We start from the raw sequence: 22,152 nt of genomic DNA on the forward strand, positions 1-22,152 counted from the left end.
GCGCGCTCAGTCGTAAATCGACTTTTCCGGCCGCCGTGCCAGCACCGCAATCGGCGGCGCCCAGCGTTCGCCACGCGGCTTCTTGCTGGTGACCAGGGTGATCTCGCTGGGCTCAAAGACCTCGACGTTGTGCGTGATCGGCGTGGTCAGCAGGTACTGCGCGCGGGTCGAGCGCAGGAAGTGGCCGACCAGCTGGATGTTGCGCACGTCCAGGTGGGCAAAAGGCTCGTCAATGAAAACAAAACCGCCCGGCGAGTCGTCGTCCTTCATCAGGCCCACCAGCAGGATCAGGCTCTTGAGCACCTGCTGGCCGCCCGAGGCCTCGCCGTCGTTCAGTCCCACCTCACCCTTGCCGTCGAAGTTGAACTTGACCTGCAGCCCCGCCTGGGCGAGCACCATATCGTCGTTGTCGAGGTGCGGCAGTTCTGCTTGCGCCATCACGCCGGCCAACTCACCCAGCTCCTGCACGTTCTTCTTGTAGCGACGCACCGTGGCGCGCAGCACGTCGATGTAGCGTTCGCGCGCGTTGAAGGCGGCGATGCGGGCCATCTCATTGCTGGCACGGCGGTCGTCGAGCTGGGCGGTCTGCTCCAGCACCGACACACTCATGCGCGCATGGCGGTCCTGCACCTGCGGGTCGGTCTCCCAGACGCCGTTCTCCAGCTCCGCCTGCACATGGCGGCCGGCAATCTCGGCCTGCTTGGCGTTCTCGAACTCGTCGCGCAAGGCCTGCACGGTCGCGGGCGTGACCCAGGCGGCCGGGAAGCGCGCCTTGGCCGCGCGGGACTCGCGCGCCTGGGCCAGCAGCTCGCGCTTGCGGCCCTCATGCTCGCGCTGCGCGCGGCCCACGTTCTCTTCGCTGGCCTTGAGGCTGGCCTGGGCCGACTCGTAATCGCGCTCGCTGCGGCTGTGTTGGGTCAGGGCGCGGTCGTGCTCGGCGTCGAGCGCGGTCATGCGGCCCGAAGCCTCGACGCGGGCCTGGCGCAGGGCCGGCAGACGCTCGCGTACGGCCGCAAAGTCCTCGGCCTTCTCAGCCAGTTCTTGCGCGGCCTTGTGGCCCTGGGCCGCGCGCTGCGCGTCCTTGAACTGGCGTTCGACCTCGGCCTGCTCCTTGGCGATGCGGCTCAGCTCCGCGTCGTAGCGGTTGAGCTCGCTCTCCAAGGCCTTGCGGCGCGACTCCAGGGCCGACACACCGAATTGGAAGTCACGTGGCTCGACCCAAAGGCTGCGGCCACCACGACCGTCCTTGTAATAGGCATCGGGCGTGATCCATTCGCCGCCGACTTTGGCGCCTGCCTCCGTGTCCTTGACGCGGCGGATACCGCCGAGCTGGCGGATCAGCCAGCCAGGAGCCTTGGCATTGAAACGCAGGGCCGCGAGCAGGGAATCGGGCGGCACGCTGGCCGGCACGTTCTCAGCCTCGGCCACCACGTAATGGCGATAGCGCTCACGCGAAGCCAGAGCAAAAGCATGGGCCTCGTCGCCGCTGCGCTGCAACACCACCACCCAGCGCGAGGGCCGCAACATGCCTTCGGCCGCGGCACGCCAGGCCTCATCGGCGATGTCGATGCAATCGGCCAGCACATGGTGGGCAATGCCGGCATCGTCCAGCGCACGGCGGAAGCGCGTCACCTCGGCCGGCGGCGGCGGCAGGCGCTGGCCGCTCAAAGCCTCCAGCGCGGCCTGGGCCTTGCGGCTCTGGTCATTGGCGCGGGTGAAGCCCTCGCGCAGGCGGTGCTGCTCACCGCTGAGCTGCTCCACGCGCTGCGCCAGCTCTTGCGCATCGGTCTCAACTGCGGCCAGGGTGCGCAGCTCTTCCTCGCGCTTGGCCAAGAGCTCCAGCGGACGTTCGGCCTCGCGTGCGGCGTCAAACGCGGCGCGGGTCTGGCGGCGCTCGGTCTCCAGCTCCACCAGGCGCTGCTTGGCGCGCTCCTGCGCTTCAAACAGGCCATGCAGCTCGGCCCGCCGGGCGGCCTGCTGGCGCGCATCGGCGCCGGCAAACAGGCGCTGGCGGTGCAGCTCGCGCAGGCCCTGGGCCGTGCGTGCGCGGGCCTCGCTCCACTGCAGCACGGGCAGCACCTCGGTGGCCAGGCGCTCGCGCTCTTTCTGGCGCAGCTGGTACTGCTGGAAGCTGTTGACGCGGTTGGCCAAGTCGGAGAGCTGGGCCTGGGTGTGCGAGAGCTCGTGCGTCGCCTGCTCGACTTCTTTGAGCAAATGCTGCTGATGGCTGCGCGCTTGGTCGTAGCGGTCGAGCACCTCTTGATCCCCGAAGACTTCGAACACCAAGCGCAGCAACTCCTTGGGGCTGAGCTCGCACAGGCGGTCGGTCTGGCCTTGCTCCAGGGCCAGCACGCGGCCGATGGCGCGGGTCAGGCCGGCGGCTTCCAGGCGGCGGCGCCAGGCTTCGATGCCCATCCAGTCCTTGTCGCCGCGCTCGGCCAAAGCCTCGATCTCATGGACGCCGTCCATCATCATGTAGCGGCGCTGCCAGTCGCCACCGTGGCGCTCAATGCGGCAGACCAGGGTCACCTGGTCGGCATAGAGCAGCGAGCTGGCAAAAGGCCGCGAACTGTTCTGGCGACCGCGCGGGCGGTTGTCCACCAGGGCGCGCAGCCAGGCGCTCTCGGCGTTGGCGTGGCGGGCATAGGTCTTGTAGGTGCGGCCGCCCGAGCACTCCAGGCCCAGCAAGGTGCGCATGGCATCGAGCAAGGTGGTCTTGCCCGAACCATTGGGGCCGGCGATGGTGATGATGGCGCCGTCCAGCGGCATGCTGACCCGCCGGCAGTAGTCCCAGTGCAGCAGTTCCAGCGATTGCAGGTGAAACATCAGGTCTCGCTCTTCTTCTGTTCTTGTTCGGGCAGGGCTTCCGCTTCCAGTTCTGGATCGGCCTCCGGCACTTCGGGCTGGCGCGCCTTGGCAATGGCCGCAGCAATCTCGGGGTCGGTCGTGCGGGCCAGCACATCACCCAGGGCGCCGTCGAGGATGCGCGGCGCCAGGGTGTCGTAGTCCAGCAGCAGGTCCAGCAGCGGGCCCTCGGCGATGTCCTCGCCGCGCCGCGTGATGAAGCCATTGCGTTCGAGCAGCTTGAGGTTGCTGTCCAGGCGCATCTTTTTGCCCAGCTGGTTGCCGAAATCGGCCAAGAGGCTGCGGTAGCTCAGGGTCGGGCTGACGCTGGCCGCCGTGGGCAGGGGCTTGTCGGTGGCGAACATCTCGTTCTGGCCCAGCTCCTTGGCGTCGGCACGGGCGACCTGGCGCTGGCGCTTGGGCAGCACGATCAAGGACCACAGCACCACCAGCAGGGCAACACCGTCGCGCGGCAGATCGAGGTTGTTGTTGGCGGCCAGGCCGGTCTCGCCAAACACCGCCGCTTCGGCCGGGCGCAGCATGGCCAGGCTGATGTGGTCGGCGTACAGGTTGTCGATGACGCGCAGGCCGACGGCGGCCAAGCGCTGGCCCAGGGCCGTCCAGACCTCGGTGTCGATCAGGGCGCGGCGCACCAGCGGATGGCTGCGTGGCAGCCAGCGCCGGGCCAGCAGCTGCGCAGCCAAGGCGGCCGCGTCGTCAAGAGCAGCGCTCATGCTTGGTCTTCCTTCGGATCTTGTTGTTGTACTTGTTGTTCTTCTTCACTGCCTTCGGCCGCCGGGCGGCGCAGCACGCCACGGCTCATCCAGCGGATGTGCTCATCGTCGCTGGCCGCTTGCTCGGCCGACCAGTGCACGCGCCAGGGCTGGCGCGCCATATCGCCGGTGGCACCGTTCAGATGCTGGGCTTCACGGTCGCCCAGCAAGGGCAGCAGCTGCGCGCGGTAGCTGGCCAGGGCATAACTGCCTCCCAGCACGGCCGGGGCCAGGTCTTGCTCGACCTCGCCCGCCTCGCTCCAGCGCGTCAGCAAGGCCTGCATGATGCCCATTTCTGGCGGCAGACTCATCACCGCCAGCTGGCCTTCGGGGGCGGCCTGGGCGCTGGGCAGGGCCTCGGGCGCGGGCGCGGCCGGGCGGTCGCGCTCGAACTCGGCCTCGGCCGTGTCCAGCAGCTCATGCTGGGCCACCAACACCGGATGCACCGGGCGCGACAGCGCGCCCAGCGACAGGTTCTCCAGAAAATGTACGTTCTGCAGCCAGCGCCGGACATCGGTGGTGGTGATGCCGGTGGAGCCGAGCGTCACGCGCTGGCGGTCGGCCTGCTGCAGGGCGCGGTTGAACTGGCTGGCCATGGACAGCAGGCGGGCCTGTGCCAAGCCCAGCTCGCGCGCCAGACGCTCCAGCCGGGCATTGCCCTGCTCCTGGGCCTGCACCATGATGGCCGAGAGCGCCTCGCTGGCCTTCTCGACCAGGCTGAGCGCCCGGCCGAAGCGTTGGCGGGCGCGGCGCAAGTGAAACTCCGAGCCGCTGGCAATCGCGTCGGCGAACTCGTCGTAGAGGCGCGAGAGCTGGGCCTGCAAATGCTGCAGCTGGGCCGGGTCCAAGGTGCCCAATTGGTGGGCACCGGCCACATTGGCCAGCAAGGCGCTGAGGTCGGCGTCCTGCTGCACGCTGCTGTTGAGCAGGGGCTGCAAGAGGCCCAAGAGCTGCTGAGCCAGGGGCGTGACGCCGTAATGCTGATTCGAGCCGTCCCAGGCCAGCAAGTCCGCTTCGCGCAGGCGCTTGAGCACCAGCTCCAGCGGCTCGTCGCGCAGCATGTGGAAATGCTGGTTGAGCGCTTCACGACTGATGCGCGAGGCCGGCATGGCCATCACTTCCAAGAACACCCAGACGCGCAGCTTGACCAGGCTGGCCGGGCCATGGAAGAGCGCGCGCAGGCCGGCCATCAGGCCTTCCTGGCGCTCCATCTGCCACAAGAGCTGCGCCTCACCGGGGGCAGCCGCGTCGCGAAAAAAATCTTCAAAGCGAGCTTCGTCTTCGCTCGCTGGGTTTGGGGTCTCCCGCATGGGGGCGATTATCCCCGCTGGAGCGCCCTTTTCCGGCCAGCCGTAGGCCAGAAGTTCAGAGCTGATCCAGGTCCTGCGTGTCGCCGAACAAGGAGGCGCGGAAGGCCGGCGCCGAATTCTTGTCGTCGGTGGCCCAGAGCAAAATCGCCTGGGCCGACATGGGCCGGGCAAACAGATAGCCCTGCAGCTCATCGCAGCCCATGCTCACCAGCACCTGCTGCTGGCCCTGCGTTTCCACCCCTTCGGCCACCACCCGCAGGCCCAGAGCATGGGCGAGCTTGATGACGGCATCGACCACGGCGCGCGCATCGGCGCTGCTCACCAGATCGGTGACGAAGGCGCGGTCGACCTTGAGCTCTTGCGCCGGCAGCTGGCGCAGATAGCTGAGCGAGGAATAGCCGGTGCCGAAATCATCGATGGACAGATGCACGCCCAGCTCACCGAGGCGGCGGAAGGTGTCCTGGATGGCCTGGGTGTTCTCCATCACCACCGACTCGGTGATTTCGCAGGTCAACAAGGTCGGGTGCATGCCCGAGGCCTGCAAGGCGCTTTGAATGCGTTCGACGATGTCGGCCTGGCGCATCTGCTGGGCCGAGAGGTTGATGGCCACACGCATGCGCAGGCCGCTCTCGCGCCAGATCTGGGCCTGACGGCAGGCCGCATCGATGACCCAGTTGCCCAGCTCGCGCATGAAGCCGAAGCGCTCAGCGATCGGGATGAAGATCACCGGCGACACCATGCCGCGGCTCGGGTGGTGCCAGCGCAGCAAGGCCTCTGCCGCAGTCACCTCGCCGCTGCGCGCATCGATCTTGGGCTGGAAGTACAGCTCCAGCTGATCGCGCTCGACGGCATGGCGCAGATCGCGCAGCAGATCCAACTGCTCGCGGCTGTCGCCGTCCATGCCGGCGGCATAAAAACAGTAGCAAGCACCGCCGAGGCGCTTGGCCGCGCTCTTGGCCGCGTCGGCACAGGCCAGCATGCGGGCCTTGCCGCCATCCAGCGGGTAGCGGGCGATGCCGGCGGAACAGGAAATGGCCAGCTCGCGGCGATCGAGCACATAGGGCCGCGCCAGCTCCGCCAGCACGCGCGCGGTGAAACTGGCCACCGCCTCCTTGCTGCGGGCATCGATCAGCAGGACGGCGAACTCGTCACCGCCGATGCGCGCCGCCACATCGCCAGTGCCCAGGCAGGCGCGCAAGCGCTCGCCGGCCAGGCGCAGCAAGGCGTCCCCCTTGTCATGACCGAAACTGCTGTTGACCGGATTGAAGCCGTCCAGATCAAACAGCAGCAAGGCCAGCGGCCGCTCATGGGCATCGCTGTTCACCACAGCCAGAGCCAGCTGCCGCTCCAGGCCCAGACGCGTGGCCAGGCCAGTCAAGGGATCGATGAAATGCGCCTCGCCCTCCTTGTCAGCCGCGAGTTGCAACTCACTGACATGACGCAGCAAAGCCGGCAGACCCTGGGTCGCCAGCAGCAGGAACAGAAGCAGCACCGCTTCGCGGGCACCAAGACCCCAGGCCGGCCAGGCCTCCAGCGCCGCCCGCAAGCCCGGATCGCTGGCGCTCTGAAGCAAGCGCCAAACCAGGGGCAGCCCTGCGACTGCAAACATCAGCAGGCAGCGCAGCGCGCGCGCCAGATGCGTTCCACCGTTGATCCACAAGAGCCCGGCTGCCGCGAACGAGCTCGCGACACCGAAGAGCGCAGCACCCAAGCTGCCCTGGGTGCACCAAGCCTGCAGTGCGGCCAGGATGACGGTGGCCAGCAGTGCCAGGCCGCGAAAACTGGAGGTCAGGGCGCGGCGCGGCTGCAAGCCGGCCAGCAGGGCCAGGGCCGCGCAGAAAGCCAGGACAAAGCTGGCCAGAACGGCCTCGGTGCTGGTGAGCTCGCCAAGCCAAGGCCACCACAAGGCCGCAGCAAACAAAAGCGCGCCAAGCCATCGACTGCGCGGCACCCCGCGTGGTCGGACATGCAGGGAGGCCTGCACGCGCGCCTGCGCGCCGGCCAGCAAAGCGGAAGCGCTGCTCAACAGCAACAGGCTCGGCACGAGCGCAAAGAGAAGCAGCTCCACCAAGCCTCGGGCCAGAGGCCAGCCCGAGGGCAGCGCCTGTGCCAACCAAGCAGTCAAGCCTGCGCTCAAAGCTTCCATGGCGGGACTCGGCGGCAAACGAATCTGAACTTTCCCATGAGGCCGTAGCCTAGCTGCAACGCCAGAAAAAGGCAGCGCCAAAGTGGGCCCAAATGCCGGACCAGTTTTCCCAGATTGATCGTGTCGCTTCAGTTCGAGCCGAAACCCAGCGCAGCCCAGAGCAGCGAGCGCAGCGGGGTGAAGATCAGGGCGAAGGCAAAGCAGTTGCCCCACACCGTGAGCCAGAAGCGGCGCCGGAACGGGGCCTTGCTGCTCTTGTGCCGCAGGACGGATTGCGCCAGCAAGGCACCGGGCCAGCCGCCCGCCAAGGCCAGACCATGCAAGGTGCTTTCCTTGACCCGCCACTGCCCCAGGCGGGCGGCGCGCTTGTCACCGGCGTAGACGATAAAGCTGGCCAGGCTCAGGGCCATATAGCCACCCCAGAGCGCCGGCGGCAGGCCCCAGAGCAAGTGACAGGCCAGGTAGACCGCCGCAAAGGCCGGGATCAAGAGCAGCCCGGCCGTGCCCGCCGAATTTCTAGGACGAACAGAGATGGGCGCGCGCGGCCGGCGCACGCGCTGGGCGCGGCGCCGGCCCTGGCCATCAAGGCCAGGCTCGAAGCTGAAGCGTTCGCCCTGCCGCGGGCGCTCGGTCAAGAGTTCGAAATCACGCAGCCTGACGAAGAGACGACTCGGCTCTGAATCGCCGCGCAGAAAGCCACAGCCCTTGGCGTCATCCCATTGGATCAAGGTGGCGGTTTCACGGGGCGCGGCCATGGCGAACTCAAAAAGGGAATGCTGAAAACAAAAAAGGCCCGCTGAGCGGGCCTTTCCATCTTAGAGCAGCGCTGTGGCTGCTCTGGGCTCAGCGGCCGAAGCCACCGTTATTTGGCTCAGCGGCCAAAGCCACTTCGGCGCGGGCCGGCCGGGCCGCCACGCTTGGCAGCCGGGCCGCCAGGGCCGCGGGAGTCGAAGCCACCCGGGCGACGGTCAGCACCAAAGCTGGGCTTGCCACCGAAGGAAGGCTTGTCGCCGAAGCTCGGACGGTCGCCACGCGGGGCGAACGCGGGCTTGTCACCACGCGGGGCGAAGCCGGCATTGCCGCGGTCGAAACCGCCGCCAGCGGGGGCACGGTCAAAACCACGATCGAAGCCACGGTCGGCCGGGGCACGGTCGAAAGGACGGGCATCGGGGCGGAAGTCACCACCGCGCGGCTCGAAGCCTTGCGGACGGGCGCCGCCATCACGGTTGTCGCGCACAAAGGGGCGGCCGCCGTCACGGTTGAAAGGCTTGGCGCCACCGCCGAAGCTCTTGCCGCCAAAGCCGGGCTTGCCGCCCCAGCTCGGACGTGCACCTCGGTCTTCAAAACCACCGGCGCCAGCAGGCCGGGGCGGGAAGATGCGCGGCTCTTGCGACTTCGGCTCCAGGCCTTCGATCTGAGCCGAAGGAATGGTCTGGGTCGTGAACTGCTGGATGCGGCGGATCATGGACACATCGTCACGCGTGGCCAGGGTGACGGCCAGACCTTCGCGACCGGCACGGCCGGTACGGCCGATGCGGTGCACATAATCCTCGGCCTTCATGGGCAGGCCGTAGTTGATCACGTGGGTGATGGTGGGCACGTCGATGCCGCGGGCGGCGACGTCGGTGGCCACCAACACGCGCACTTCACGACGGCGCAGAGCCATCAGCACGCGGTTGCGACGGCCTTGCGGCATGCCGCCGTGCAAAGGAGCCACGGCATGACCCAGCTCTTGCAGGCGTTCGGCCAACCAGTCGGCGTCGCGCTGAGTGCTGGTGAAGACCAGGGCTTGGTCGACATCCTTGTCGGCCAGCAGATGCTCGAGCAGCTGGTCCTTGTGGTTGTTGTTGTCAGCCCAGTGCAGACGCTGGGTGATGTTCTCATGGGTGTCGGTGTGCGAAGCCACGTCGATGCGCTGCGGCTCGCGCAGCAGCTCGTTGGCCAGGCGGCCGACGTGACCGGCGAAGGTCGCGCTGAACATCACGGTCTGGCGGGTGGCCGGGATGCGGTCAGCGATGAACTTGATGTCATCGATGAAGCCCATGTCCAGCATGCGGTCGGCTTCGTCCAGCACCAGCATCTCGACATTGTCCAGCACGGCCTTGCCGGACTGGATGTGGTCCATCAGACGGCCGGGAGTGGCGATCAGGATGTCCAAGGGGCCGCTCAGCTGACGCAGCTGCAGGGCATAGGGCATGCCGCCCAGCACGGTCGACAGCTTCAGGCCCTGGATGTGGCGGCCGTAGGTCTGTGCGGCCTTGGCCACTTGCATGGCCAGCTCACGGGTGGGGCACAGGACCAGGACGCGCGGGCCCAGAACCTTGCCTTTTTCGCGGCGGGTGTTCTCGCCACCGGCGGCAGCGGCCGCAGCGGTGCGAGCGTCCAGCACCTTTTGCAGGGCCGGCAGGATGAAGGAAGCGGTCTTGCCGCTGCCGGTGCGCGAGGACACCATCAGATCCAGGCCCTTGAGGCCGGCGGGGATCGCCAGGGCTTGCACTTCAGTGGCGGTTTCGTAACCGGAATCTTTCACGGCACGCAACAGGGACTCGTGCAAACCTAGATTTTCAAAGCTCATATCTTCTTTCAACAAAGCCATGCCCCGCCTCGCAAAAACGAGACGAAAACACGCGCCTGCCACGCAGCAAAAGAATGCGTGTCAAGCCAGTAAAGTCGCTGGGAGAAAGCTCGCGTCGTGCACCGGGACTTGAGAGACGGCAAAGCAAAGCCGTGAGGTGCCAGGTGCGGCGCCGGGGGAACAGTCAAAGCGACGGCATCGCCGCCGACCGAACCCGAAGGGTGTCCAGCACACCATCCCGGAAGGGATGTTCACGAAGCCAGGGCGTAGCCCGGGGATTCGTGTCACTGAGCGCAACATGCTCGAAAACGCCTTGCGGAGCTTCGACTGTGGTCAGCGGCCTGAACGAGGTCAGAGGAGACGAACGAATTGCAGAGCAGCTTCAGCTGCAAGCAAGTCCATGACTATAGCACACTAGGGTTTTCACGGAAGCTTCATCAAGCCGTCAAAGACAGAAATATCTGCATTTGCGAAATGAAATCGCCGGAATGCAGAGCGGGCGTGTGGAATTCACGCCCGCTGCTGCTACCCGGAAGCTGAATCCAAGCCGGATCAGTCGGCCGGCCACAAAGCCAGGAGATCGACCAGGGCCTGCATGAAGGCAGCCAAGGCCTGACCTTGCAGCACCTGCAGGCCAACATCACCATCCAGGCTGCAAGCGGGCAAGGCTTCGCTGCCGTCCTGGAGCTGCAGCAAGGCAGACTCGAAGCCACCTTGCGCTTGCAACTGCACCAGCGGCAGGCCGCGTGCATCGTCATCGGCCACGCTGGCCAGGCGCTGTTCCAGCACGTCCTCGCCCCAGGCCAGCTCGAGGTTGAGCAGGCCGCAACGCGGCAGCTGCAGATCCAAACCTTGGGCGGCCGCGTCGCTGCACAGCAGCACGGTCGCACGCGTCTCTTGGCGCCAGCGCTCGGCCAGCGCACGGCGCTGGGCCAAGGGTTGCGCCGCCTGGATTTGCACACAAGCAATGCCGGCCGACTGGAGCACCGGCGGCAGCAAGTTCAAGGCATCGTCCCACTGGCTGCACACACGCAGGCGTTCCAGCGCCCTGCCCTGCAGCTCGCGCGCCACGGCTGCCACGGCGATCAGCTTGGGTGCATCGCTGAGGCGCCCCGCATCGGCCTGTCCGGCCAGCAGCTGCGGGCTGATGGCCAGACGGCGCAGGTCTTGCAGCAGACGCAGCAGTTGCAGCTGCTCGGCGCCCGAGACAAAGCCGCTGCGCTGCCATCGGCTGACGCTGCGGCGCAGTTCATTCAGCAGCGGTGCCTGCAAGGCCAGTTGGGCTTCGCTCAAGGGCAGCGCCCGCAATTGAACCAGGGCCAAGGGCAGATTGGGCAGCAGCTCGGACTTGGCCCGGCTGAACACCAGGCGCTCCAGCGTCTCATCGACATCACCCAGGGCCATAAAGCCCGAGACACGGCCCGCGGCATCGCGGTGCACATGCTCGGCCAGGAAGTCCGCCAGAGCGCCTTGGCGGTGGCAATCCAGCATCTCGACCAAGGGCAACAAGATTTGCGGCTGGGCATTGAGCAGCTGGCTGCTCAGCATCAACACAAAACCGCCGCGATCCAGCTGCTGCAAGCGCGCCAGTGTGGCCGCATCCAGGCGCTGGGCCTCGTCAATGATGATGAGCTCTGGGGCGTAGGCCTGCAGCAGAGTCAGGTCCTGCTGCAAGGTGTTGAGCGCAGCGATCTTGATCTCACCGGCCGCATCCAATTGCTCGCGACGCGTCGACGCATCACCCCAGATCAAGCCGGCACGGCGTGCGCTCAGGCTCTGGGTCTCACTGAGCCAACGGGTCTGCGAAGACTCGGCGCACAGCACCAGCACCCGCTCGACACCGAAATGGCGCAGCATCAACTCGGCCGCGCCCAGCGCTTGCGCGTACAGGCCCAGGCCCAGGTCATCGGCCACCAGGCTGCGGCCGGCGCAGACCGCAAACAAGGCAGCCTCCAACTGGTAATGCGGCAAGGGCAGCTTGAGCAAATTGCGCAGGCCCGGGCTGTCAAACAGCTGCGGGTAGGCTTCACCCAGCAGACGCACGCGCTCGGCGGCGTCGCCGGCCAAAGCCAGCTGCTCCCACACGGCCGCATCCACGCGCAGCTCATGACCCAGCTCAGCCGCATGCTGCAGCAACTGGGTCAGGACATGAACACCCTGGCGCTTGCCTTGATGGATGGCACGCAGGCCAGCCTGCACCTCGTCTGCCAGCTCCGCCGGGCAAGCCGGCGACTGGCGCCACAAGAGCTGACGACGCGCACCGCCGCTCAGCCCCAGTTCGCTGTACTCGGCCTGCCAGCCCGCAGCCAGATCGGCGCGCAACTGATTCAACAGGAACTGGCTGTGTTCGCAGCTGCCGTTCTCACTCAGGGCAAAAGCCTGGCAGCTGCACAGCACATCACGCGGACGAGGCCCCCGCAACTGCAAGCTCCAGGGCTCGCCGCCCTCGATGGGGCTGACCAGGTAGCGGCCAAACAGCGCTGCATCCTGTGCTTGCAAGGTGAAGCGAACCGGCGCGGGCGGAGGGACGGGAGCCGGTTTGGCTGCAGGCTTGGGGGCCGCCGCTGGCGCAGGGGCCGCCACAAGCGGGGCGGCAACAGCCGCCGTCGCAGGTGCGAGCTTTGGCAGCTTGCCGGTCTTGCCCTTCTTCTTGCTGGCCGTGGCCAGCACCTCAGGCACTGCAGCCTCCTCAGCCGCCGCGGCCTTGGCCTTTGTCGAACGAGCTGCCGGGCTGCGCACTTCCTTGGCGACGGGCTTGGCGGCCTCCGCCACTGGCGACTTCGCAGCAAGCTTTTTCTTGGGCTCGCTCAGCACGACTGGCTCTGCCGGCGCGGGCATCGCCGCGGCTGGGGCTGCGGACGGTTTCTTCTTGGCTGAAGCCTTTGCAGCAACTTTGGGGGCGGCCTTTTCCGAAGACTTTGCAGCGGACTTGGTCACTGGCTTGCTAGCAACGGGGACCGGCGCTACCACTTGCGCAAGCTCCGCAGCTTTGCCGACCGCCCGGGTTGACTTGGCCGGCCGCGTCTTCTTGGCGGCAGCCGGTGCGGGCAGCTCGGTCACGACTTCGGCTTTCGCCTTGGACTTGGGCTTGGCCTCGACTCGGGCAGGCTTCTTCGCCGCGGCCTTCTTGGCTGCAGCGGGAGCGGGGGCGGGCATCGATGCCGCTGCGGGCTTGGCTGTTGCAGCGGCCTTCTTGGCGGCTGCTTTCACCGGGGCTGCTTTCACGGCTGCTTTCACGGCTGCTTTGGGCGCCGCCTTTGCTGCCGCCTTTACTGCTGCCTTCGCTGCCACCTGAGCTGCGACTTTGGCTGAAGGCATTGCTGCGGTCTTCACGGGCGCCTGTGCCACAGTTTTTGCCGCAGTTTTTGCAGCTGCCTTTACGGCGACTTTTGCCGCCACAGCAGTCGGCGCCTTCTTGGCCACGACCTTGCTTGGCTTCTCGGCCGCAGTTTTGACGGCGGCCGGAGCCGCGCTCTTGGCCTTGGTTTTTGCAGGCGCTTTGGGTGCGACGGGAGCAGCTTCGGCCGCAGCGCGCGGTTTGGATTTGGTAGCCATGGGAGATTGTTTGGTTTCGCGAAAGACGAGGCGGGGCTCTGGTCTCAGAGCAGCGCTTCGTCTGGGTTCAGCAAGCGGGCAGGACACCAGCCACGCAAGCTGTTGAAAAAGGCAAGGGCTTGGGCGCGTTGCAGATCGCTCTTCATCAGCCGCGCTTCACGCAGCCGCCCTTCTTGCAGCAGTTGTTCTCGGTAAACACCGGGCAGCAGCCCGGCTTGCAGGCCTGGCGTCAGCCACTGCCCCTCAATTTGTACGGCGATATTGCCAAAGCTGCACTCGGTCAGTTCACCGGCCGGGTTCCACAGCAAGACATCGAAAGCCTCGGCAGGCTTGCTTGCGACGAAGGCCTCATAGATCTCGCGCCGCGTGGTCTTGTGCTGGATGAACTCGGCCGCCGCCCCTTGCGAAGCGATGGCCCGTGCAGCCAGCGCGAGTATCACGCAATTTGGTGTCGGCTCCAGCGGCGTGGCCCGCAATTGCAGGCCCAGTTGCGCGCAAAAGCTCAGGCGCACACGCCAATCGCCCACCGCATGATCGGCCGCCAACTGCTGCAAGGCGGCGCGAACTTCGGGCAGGCGAGGCTTGAGCCCGAAATGCTGGCAGCTGCGTTGCAGGCGGCTCAGGTGGCCGCTCAGGCGAACGAACTCTCCACCGGACAAGCGCAGTGTTTCCAGCGCCGCCACGGGCGCCTGCGCGCGCAAAAGAAAGCGTGCCTTGGCCCGCCACTCGGCCACTTCCGCGCCCGCCTCGGAATCGAGCGTGATGGCGCTGCCCACACCGGCCTGCAGCTCCAGCCCACCCGTCTGCTCGACGGTCCGGATCGGCACATTGAAGGTCGCCACGCCACCGGGCTGCAGTAGACCCAGGGCACCGCAATACCAGCCGCGCGCCTGCCCCTCCAGCTCGGCAATGATTTCCATGGCCCGGATCTTGGGGGCGCCGGTGACCGAGCCGCAAGGGAACAGGGCCGCGAACAACTCCGACAGGCGCAGGCGCGGCCGGCTGACCGCCGTGATGGTCGAGGTCATCTGCCAGACCGTCGGCAAGGCCAGCAGCTCGAACAAGCGAGGCACGCGCACGCTGCCCAGTTGGGCGACCCGGCCGATGTCATTGCGCAGCAGGTCGACGATCATCAGGTTCTCGGCCCGCTCCTTCTCACTCGTGCGCAGATGGGCCTGCGCCGCCTCGTCTTCGGCCGCGTCGCGGCCGCGCGCGGCCGTGCCCTTCATGGGCTGGGCCGCCAGCAACCAACTGCTCTGGGCGTCGGGCACCGGGCGCCAATCGAAGAACAGCTCGGGGGAGACGCTGGCCACCTGGGCCTCGCGCAAAAACAGAGAAAAGCCGCCGGGCTGGCTGCGGTGCAAGGCCAGGAAGAACTGGGCCAGATCCACATCGGCGCTCAAGCGGGAATGCAGGCGCGTGGTCAGATTGACTTGGTAGCAATCACCGCTGCGAATCCATTCGCGGATGCGCTCGATTTGCCCGGCCTCGTCCGCTTCGTCCTGCGCGTCCAGCCAGTCATCCGTCAGCAGGCCGGGCGAAGCTGCAAGAGCGGGCCACTCGGAAGGCGCGCTGTCATAGACGGCAAACTCGGCCAAAGGGCCGCTGCCCGCTTGGGCACACAAGGCCGGGTCCAGCGCAACGGCCGCCTCGTAGCGCAAACCTCCCAGCACCCAGGCGCCGGCCCGGCTGGCCTCATGGGCGGCGTCGAGTACGGCGACCACCTCTTCAGGGCGGTGCGCGCGCAGCCAGCGCGAGGGTGGCTGATAGAAGGCTCCGCGCACCCGCTCGCCGTCTTCCCGAGCCAGCGGATGGCGGGGGAAATCAAAAGCCGCCCACAGTTCGGCGGCAGCCGGTTCAGCCACAGGCAGTCACCCTCGCCGAAAACGCTGAAGAGGTCACAGCGACGGGGTCACAGCGACAGAAAGTGCTCGCGGTAGTAAGCGAGCTCGTCGATGGACTCGTGAATGTCGGCCATGGCGGTGTGCGCCTGGGCCTTCTTGAAGCCATCCAAGATGCCCGGCTTCCAGCGCCGCGCCAGTTCCTTGAGTGTGGAGACATCAAGGTTTCGGTAGTGGAAGAACGCTTCCAGCTTGGGCATGTAGTTGGCCAGAAAGCGGCGGTCCTGGCAGATGCTGTTGCCGCACATCGGCGATTTGCCGGCGGGCACATATTGCTTGAGGAAGGCGATGGTCTGGGCGACGGCCTCATCCTCGCTGATGGTCGAGGCCTTGACTCGGTCGATCAAGCCGCTACGGCCATGGGTGCCCTTGTTCCAGGCATCCATCTTGTCCAGGGTTTCGTCGCTCTGGTGGATGGCGAAGACCGGGCCTTCGACGCGCACATTGAGCTGCGCATCAGTGACCACCACCGCGATCTCGATGATGCGGTCGGTCTCGGGGTAGAGGCCGGTCATTTCCAAATCGATCCAGATCAGGTTCTGGTCGTTGACGGGCAGCTCGGGCGCGGCATCGGCCGGCACGGAAGGGGTCAGGTCGCTCATGGGCAGGGCTTTCTATGCAATCAGTGCGCCGCATTGTCGCAGCCCTACACTTGCCACCCATGTTTGCAAGCCTATCCCCGACCCTCCACCCCACCGTGCTGAGCCTGGCCTTCGCCCTGGCCCTGCTGCTGTCCCTGGGCCTGAAGCTCTGGCTGAGCAGCCGCCAGGTGCGCCATGTCATGCAGCACCGCGGCGCTGTGCCGCCCACTTTTGCTGCCACCGTGCCGCTGGCCGCCCATCAGAAAGCGGCCGACTACACCGTGGCGCGCAGCCGCTTCGGCCTGCTCAGCCTGGCCTTCGACAGCGCCCTGCTGCTCGGCTGGACCCTGCTCGGCGGCCTCGATCTGCTCAACCATTGGGTGCATGCCGCAACGGCCGAACGCTTCGGCCCCATGGGCTACCAGCTGAGTCTGCTGGTGGCCTTCACCTTGGTGGGCAGCCTGCTGGACCTGCCCTGGGAGCTGTACAACACCTTCCGCATCGAGCAGCGCTTCGGCTTCAACCGCATGACGCTCAAGCTCTATGTCGCCGACGCGCTCAAGGGCGCCCTGGTCGGGGCCCTGATCGGCCTGCCGATTGCGGCCCTGATTCTGTGGCTGATGGGCACGGCCGGCCAGGCCTGGTGGCTCTGGGCCTGGGGCAGCTGGATGGGCTTCAACCTATTGATTCTGGTGCTCTACCCGACGGTCATCGCTCCGCTGTTCAACAAGTTCACACCCCTGCCGGACGAGGCTCTGAAGGCGCGCGTCGAAGGACTGATGCAGCGCTGCGGCTTTGCCTCGCAAGGCCTTTTCGTGATGGACGGCAGCCGCCGCTCGGCCCATGGCAATGCATATTTCACCGGCTTCGGCCCCGCCAAGCGGGTGGTGTTCTTTGACACCTTGCTGCAGCGCCTCAACGGCAGCGAGGTCGAGGCGGTGCTGGCCCATGAACTGGGCCACTTCAAACACCGCCATGTGCTCAAACGCATGCTGACGATGTTCGCGCTCAGCCTGGCCGGTTTCGCCCTGCTGGGATGGTTGTCCAGCCAGGCAGGTTTCTACATCGCCTTCAATGTGCAGCCCAATATGGCGGCGCCCAACGATGCCCTGGCTCTGCTTCTCTTCATGCTGGTCGTGCCGGTCTTCGCTTTCTTTTTCACACCGCTGGGCAGCCTGATGTCGCGCCGCGACGAGTTCCAGGCCGATGCATACGCCTGCGCCCATGCCAGCGGCTCGGAGCTGTCCTCGGCCTTGCTCAAACTCCATGAAGACAATGCCGGCACCTTGACGCCAGATCCGGTCTACGCGGCGTTCTACTATTCGCACCCGCCGGCCAGCGAACGCTTGGCGGCCATTGCGCAGCACCCCTCCTCTGCCGCGGGTCTGCAGGGCGCCGCGTCGTGAGCGGCAAGTTTTCGCAGCTGGACCTGGGCCTGGTGGTGCGCGGCCATGGCCGCCACTACATCGTCGAAGACGCCGAAGGGCAGCGCCGGGTCTGCCACCCGCGCGGCAAGAAAAGCGATTGCGTGGTCGGCGACCAGGTGCGCTGGGCGCCCTCGGGTTCGGACGAAGGCGTGATCGAGGCGGTGGAGCCGCGCCGCAATCTGCTGTTCCGCCAGGACGAGTGGAAGACCAAGAGCTTTGCTTCGAACCTCGACCAACTGCTGATCCTGGTGGCGGTGGAGCCGGTGTTCAGCGAAAGCCAGCTCTGCCGCGCCATGATTGCGGCCGAAAGCGCCGGCATCGCCACCACCATCGCCCTGAACAAGACCGACCTGCCCGGCACGGCCCATGCCCGTGAACGCCTGGCCCCCTATCGCGCCATGGGCCTGCCCATGATGGAGCTGGCCATGAAGGCCGACCCCGAAGACGCGCGCGCCCAGCTGACGCCCTGGCTCAGCGGCAAGCGCAGCTTTGTGCTGGGCCCCAGCGGCACGGGCAAGAGCACGCTGATCAATCTCCTGATTCCTGACGCCAAGGCCCAGGTCGGCGATATCTCGGTTGCGCTCAACTCGGGCCGGCATACGACCACGACCACGCAGTGGTACTGGGTCGACGCGGCGCGCGAGAGCGCCCTGATCGACTCACCCGGCTTCCAGGAGTTCGGCCTGCACCAGATCGACCCGGCCACCTTGGCGCGGCTGATGCCCGACATGAGCGCCCACGCCGACCACTGCCGTTTCTACAACTGCAGCCACCAGCACGAACCCGGCTGCGGCGTCCGCGACGCCGTGGCCGCCGGCCAGATCAGCGCTTCACGCTACCGCATCTACGGCGAGATCCTGGCCGAACTGTCCAACAAGCGCTACTGAGTCAGCGGCTGGCTTAACTTGAGCGATGACAGCTCCCGGCACTGAACCGTCGTTCGCGAAGAAGTTCCAGCACGCAGAGCTCGCTGAGGACCGCAGAGGACGCTGAGACTAGAAATCCTGCTCTCTTCTCCGCGACCTCTGCGGTCCTCCGCGCACTCTGCGTTTGTATTCAAATCTCAGCGAACGACGGCTCTGTGCCGCTTGGAGCAACTTCCGCACCGACTCCCGCCCGAATTGAGCTGCGGCTCAAGGCAGGCGCGGGCTCCCAGGGCTGACCTCGCGGGCCTCGACATCGACCACCTCGCCCATGGGCTGGCTGGTGCGACGGGCAGCAAAACCGGGTCGTGCCTGGCGGGCGCGCTGGAAGCGCCCCATGTCAATGACCGGCTTGCGGCCGCGCAAGAGGCTCCAGATCAGCAGGCCGATCACGGTCAGCACCGCCACCGCCATCAGGCTCAGCACCAGCACGACAGTGGCCACAGCCAGGACCAGGCGGAAGATCAGGGAAATGAGGGCGGAGAACAAGGTCAGACCTTCGTGGTGATTGAAACGGCAAAACGAAATTCAGATCGGGGCATTGAAGCGCAATTCAACCCCGGCCGACAAAAGGCATGGTCGTGGCCATGACGGTCAAGCTTTGCACATTGGCCGACAAGGGCAAGCTGGCCATATAGAGCACGGCGCTGGCGACATGGGCGACATCCATGGTCGCCTCCACAGCCACAGCGCCATGGGCCTGCGGCACCCCGCGGGTCATGGGAAGCGCCATCTCGGTCAGGGCGTTGCCAATGTCGATCTGGCCGCAGGCGATGTCAAAAGCCCGGCCATCCAGGGACAAGGACTTGGTCAAGCCGGTGATGGCATGCTTGCTGGCGGTGTAAGGGGCTGAGTTGGGGCGCGGCGCATGGGCGGAAATCGAGCCGTTGTTGATGATGCGGCCGCCTCGCGGCTGTTGCTGCTTCATCATCCGGACGGCTGCCTGGGCGCACAGAAAAGCGCCACTGACATTGACATCAAGCACCGCACGCCATTGTTCAAAGCTCAACTCATCGATGGGCAGCGCGGCGGCACTGACCCCGGCGTTGTTGAACAGCAGATCGAGCCGGCCCCATTGCTGACCCAGTCGCTCAAAGGCGGCAGCGACCTCGGCCGGCTGGGTGACATCCGCCACCAGCAGCAGGAAGCTCCGGCCGCCCTCGCCGGCCAGGCTCGCGGTCTGCTCCAGCGTCTGCAGGCGCCGGCCCAGCAAGCCAACCCGGTAGCCGGCCGCCAACAAGGCCAGCGCTACGGCCCGGCCGATGCCCGAGCCTGCACCGGTGACCAGGGCCACCGGGGACGTTTCAGCCGGCGCAGTCGGGCTGCTGCTTTCAGAAGTACGGGGACTCATGGCAGTGGAATTCAAAGTTATGGAACGAAGGCCCGCGGGACTGTCAAGCCTTGTCGCGGAGCGTGGCAGCATTTCAACATGCGCGACGCTTGTCGCAGGGGCTGTCACAGAGGCGCCGTAGACTGTAACGATATGTTCTCGCTCTCCAGTCAGAGCCCGGAATTCCTCAGCGGAATCCACGCGGCCCCCAAGCAAGTGCACAGCCACCGGCAGGGCAACACCGATGCCCGGCTGGCTCGGCCTGACTCAGAGCTGGACAGACCCGAGACCCAAGCCCGCCTCCTTTACATTGAAGACAACCTCGTCAATCAGTTGCTGGTCGAGGAACTGACGGCCATGCGCCCTGCATGGCGCCTGGAACTGGCCGGCGACGGCGCCCAGGGCCTGAATCGGGCAGCCAGCTATTTGCCGGATCTGATCCTCTTGGACCTGGAGTTGCCGGACATGAACGGCTTCCAGGTCTTGCAGGCCTTGCGCGCATCGGCCGCCACAGCCCACATCCCCTGCATTGCCCTCTCGGCCAACGCCATGCCGGAAGACATGCGCCGCGCCAAGGCCGCCGGTTTTTCCGACTACTGGACCAAGCCGGTGGATTTCAAAGCCTTCCACGCCGGCCTGGACCAGTTCCTGGCCGAACTGGCCCAGCGGGCCGAACGCATCAAGCCGGCAGCAAGCCCCGGCTCTTGAGCATGGGCTGAACCACCGGGTCGCGGCCGCGGAAGGCGCGGAAAGCCGCACCCGGCTCCTGGCTGTTGCCGCTGGAAAGAATGCTGCGGCGCAGGCGCTCGGCGGTGGCCGCATCGAAGGCACTGCCGGCTTCAACAAAAGCCTCATAGCCGTCGCAGTCCAGCACTTCCGCCCACATATAGACGTAGTAGCCGGCGGCATAGCTGGCGCCCGAGAACAGATGCTGGAAATGCGTCAGCCGGTGGTTCAGGCCGACGGCAGCCGGCAGCCCGTAAGCGGCCAGGCAATCGGCTTCGAAAGCCACCACATCCGGCCCCTCGGATTCGCTGCGCGAATGCACGGCCAGGTCGACCAGAGCGCTGGCCGTGTAGCGCACGGTCTCATAGCCCTGATTGAACAGCTCGGCCGCCTTGAGTTTGGCGAGAAGGCTGTCGGGAATGGGCTCGCCGCTTTGGTAGTGGCGGGCGTGCTTCTTGAGCACCTCGGGCTCGCTCATCCAATGCTCGAAGATCTGCGAAGGCAGTTCGACGAAATCGCGCAGCACCTGGGTGCCAGACAGGCGCTCGAACTCCACCTCGGACAGCAGGCCGTGCAAGCCATGGCCGAACTCGTGGAACAGGGTGCGAGCGTCGTCGAAGCTCAGGAGCGTGGGCTCACCGGGCGCGCCCTTGGCGAAGTTGTTGTTGTTCAGGATGATGGGCACGCAGTCCATGCCATTGCGCGCCTGCCAGCGCATGGCATTCATCCAGGCGCCGCTGCGCTTGGTGCTGCGAGCGAAGTTGTCATGCAGGAAGACGCCGCGCAGGCTGTCGTCGGCATTGCGGACCTCGTAGACCTGCACATCAGCGTGGTAGCCGGCCACCTCGGGGCGATGCACAAAGCGCAGGCCGAACAGGCGCTGGGCGCAATCGAACAAGGCTTGAACCATGGCATCGAGCGGGAAGTAAGGCTTGACCTCCGCTTCTTCCAAGTCATATCGGGCCTTGCGAACCTTCTCGGCGTAGAAGCGCCAGTCCCAGGCCTTCAGCGGGAAGTGGTGATCCAGCGAGGCCATCATGCCCTCCAGGGCCTGGCGCTCACCCTCGGCGGCCGCCTTGGCCGGCTCCCAGACCTGGTTGAGCAGACCCAGCACCGCCTCGCGCGAACCGGCCATGGTGTCGGCCAGGGCGAAGTCGGCGTAGCAGGCATGGCCATGCAGGCGCGCCTGTTCCTGGCGCAGGCTCAGGATCTCTTGCGCAATGGCGCGGTTGTCGCTCGGGCCGGCGTTCTCGCCGCGGCCCACCCAGGCACGCCAGGCTTGCTCACGCAGATCGCGCCGCTCGCTGAAGGTCAGGAAGGGCACGATGTGGGAGCGCGACAAGGTGATCACATGCGCGCCCGCCTCCAGGCCGCGCTCGGCCGCAGCCTGGGCCGCCGCTGCACGCACAAAGCCGGGCAAGCCGGCCAGTTCGTCCTCGCTGCGCAGCTCCAGGCGGAAACCGGTTTCGTCGGCCAGCACGTTCTGGCCGAATTGGGTGTTGAGCTCGGCCAGGCGCTCCATGACCTGGGCATAACGCGCTTGCGCGGCGGGCTCCAGTTGGGCGCCAGCGCGCACGAAATCCAGATGCACACGCTCCAGCAAGCGCAGCGGCTCAGCAGCCAGGCCCAATGCGCTTCGCTGCTCGTAGATCGAATGCACGCGCTGAAACAGGCCGGCATGCATGTAAACCGCATTGCTGTGCGCCGCCAGCGGCGCAGCCAGAGCGCGCTGCACCGCCTGGATCTCGGGGGAAGAGGCCGACGCCGCCAGGGAATAGAAGAGATGCTCCAGTCGGGTCAACAGGCGGCCGCTGCGGTCGAAGGCGGCCAAGGTGTTGGCGAAAGTGGGCGCCTCGGCTTGCCCGGCAATGGCATCCAGCTCACTGCGGTGCTGCGCCAAGGCCTGCTCGAAGGCGGGCTGGAAATGAGCCGCTTCGATGGCCGCAAAGGGCGGCAAACCAAAGGGGCCGGTCCAGTCTTGCAAAAGGGGATTGAAGGACGTTGAGGACACAGGGGAACTCCAAAAAGCAAAGAAAAAGACAAAGAAAAAGGCGCCAAGCC

15 protein-coding genes are annotated in these 22,152 nt (G+C 66.4%); 3 read left to right on the forward strand and 12 right to left on the reverse strand.

Going from position 1 to position 22,152, the window contains the following annotated elements:
• Positions 1–6: 6 nt before the first annotated feature.
• From LNV28_RS16550 to orn, 9 genes are all read right to left on the reverse strand, one after another.
• A complete protein-coding gene (locus tag LNV28_RS16550) occupies positions 7–2,826 on the reverse strand; it encodes an ATP-binding protein (protein ID WP_263517442.1) in 2,820 nt (939 codons plus the stop codon).
• A complete protein-coding gene (locus LNV28_RS16555; protein ID WP_263517443.1) occupies positions 2,826–3,578 on the reverse strand; it encodes a hypothetical protein in 753 nt (250 codons plus the stop codon). The genes LNV28_RS16550 and LNV28_RS16555 overlap by 1 nt, the downstream gene beginning before the upstream one ends.
• Entirely contained in the window at positions 3,575–4,927 is a 1,353-nt protein-coding gene (locus LNV28_RS16560) for a hypothetical protein (protein WP_263517444.1), read from the reverse strand. The genes LNV28_RS16555 and LNV28_RS16560 overlap by 4 nt, the downstream gene beginning before the upstream one ends.
• 55 nt (positions 4,928–4,982) lie before the next feature.
• Positions 4,983–7,073 carry a putative bifunctional diguanylate cyclase/phosphodiesterase gene (locus tag LNV28_RS16565; RefSeq protein WP_263517445.1) on the reverse strand — a complete coding sequence of 697 codons (2,091 nt, stop codon included), beginning with the start codon at positions 7,071–7,073 and terminating at the stop codon, positions 4,983–4,985.
• Between the two features lie 128 nt (positions 7,074–7,201).
• Positions 7,202–7,828, reverse strand: a complete 627-nt coding sequence (locus tag LNV28_RS16570; protein ID WP_263517446.1) for a DUF1294 domain-containing protein — start codon at positions 7,826–7,828, stop codon at positions 7,202–7,204.
• Between the two features lie 116 nt (positions 7,829–7,944).
• Positions 7,945–9,648, reverse strand: a complete 1,704-nt coding sequence (locus tag LNV28_RS16575; RefSeq protein WP_263517447.1) for a DEAD/DEAH box helicase — start codon at positions 9,646–9,648, stop codon at positions 7,945–7,947.
• Between the two features lie 552 nt (positions 9,649–10,200).
• Positions 10,201–12,486, reverse strand: coding sequence for an SNF2-related protein (locus tag LNV28_RS16580; protein ID WP_263569020.1), 2,286 nt, complete (start codon positions 12,484–12,486; stop codon positions 10,201–10,203).
• Between the two features lie 761 nt (positions 12,487–13,247).
• Positions 13,248–15,068 carry a chorismate-binding protein gene (locus LNV28_RS16585; RefSeq protein WP_263517449.1) on the reverse strand — a complete coding sequence of 607 codons (1,821 nt, stop codon included), beginning with the start codon at positions 15,066–15,068 and terminating at the stop codon, positions 13,248–13,250.
• Positions 15,069–15,115: 47 nt separating this feature from the next.
• On the reverse strand, positions 15,116–15,706 hold the full coding sequence (orn, locus tag LNV28_RS16590) for an oligoribonuclease (protein WP_263517450.1): 591 nt from the start codon (positions 15,704–15,706) through the stop codon (positions 15,116–15,118).
• A 59-nt stretch (positions 15,707–15,765) separates the two neighbouring features.
• Between orn and LNV28_RS16595 the strand changes: the two genes are divergently transcribed.
• Both LNV28_RS16595 and rsgA read left to right on the forward strand, forming a co-directional pair.
• A complete protein-coding gene (locus LNV28_RS16595; protein WP_263517451.1) occupies positions 15,766–17,091 on the forward strand; it encodes a M48 family metallopeptidase in 1,326 nt (441 codons plus the stop codon).
• Positions 17,088–17,999, forward strand: coding sequence for a ribosome small subunit-dependent GTPase A (rsgA, locus tag LNV28_RS16600; RefSeq protein ID WP_263517452.1), 912 nt, complete (start codon positions 17,088–17,090; stop codon positions 17,997–17,999). Before LNV28_RS16595 ends, rsgA begins: the two co-directional genes overlap by 4 nt.
• 246 nt (positions 18,000–18,245) lie before the next feature.
• On the opposite strand, the gene LNV28_RS16605 is transcribed toward rsgA, so the two are convergent.
• Positions 18,246–18,524 carry a hypothetical protein gene (locus LNV28_RS16605; protein ID WP_263517453.1) on the reverse strand — a complete coding sequence of 93 codons (279 nt, stop codon included), beginning with the start codon at positions 18,522–18,524 and terminating at the stop codon, positions 18,246–18,248.
• Positions 18,525–18,588: 64 nt separating this feature from the next.
• Complete coding sequence (locus tag LNV28_RS16610) at positions 18,589–19,386, reverse strand: SDR family oxidoreductase (protein ID WP_263517454.1); 798 nt, start codon at positions 19,384–19,386, stop codon at positions 18,589–18,591.
• 132 nt (positions 19,387–19,518) lie between these two features.
• Between LNV28_RS16610 and LNV28_RS16615 the strand changes: the two genes are divergently transcribed.
• On the forward strand, positions 19,519–20,073 hold the full coding sequence (locus tag LNV28_RS16615; RefSeq protein ID WP_263517455.1) for a response regulator: 555 nt from the start codon (positions 19,519–19,521) through the stop codon (positions 20,071–20,073).
• Here LNV28_RS16615 and LNV28_RS16620 read toward each other — a convergent pair.
• Entirely contained in the window at positions 20,045–22,102 is a 2,058-nt protein-coding gene (locus LNV28_RS16620; RefSeq protein WP_263517456.1) for a M3 family metallopeptidase, read from the reverse strand. The two genes, LNV28_RS16615 and LNV28_RS16620, sit on opposite strands and share 29 nt — an antisense overlap.
• Between the last annotated feature and the right edge of the window lie 50 nt (positions 22,103–22,152).

The organism is Paucibacter sp. DJ2R-2 (genome assembly GCF_025717675.1).
Taxonomy (GTDB): Bacteria; Pseudomonadota; Gammaproteobacteria; order Burkholderiales; family Burkholderiaceae_C; genus Paucibacter_A.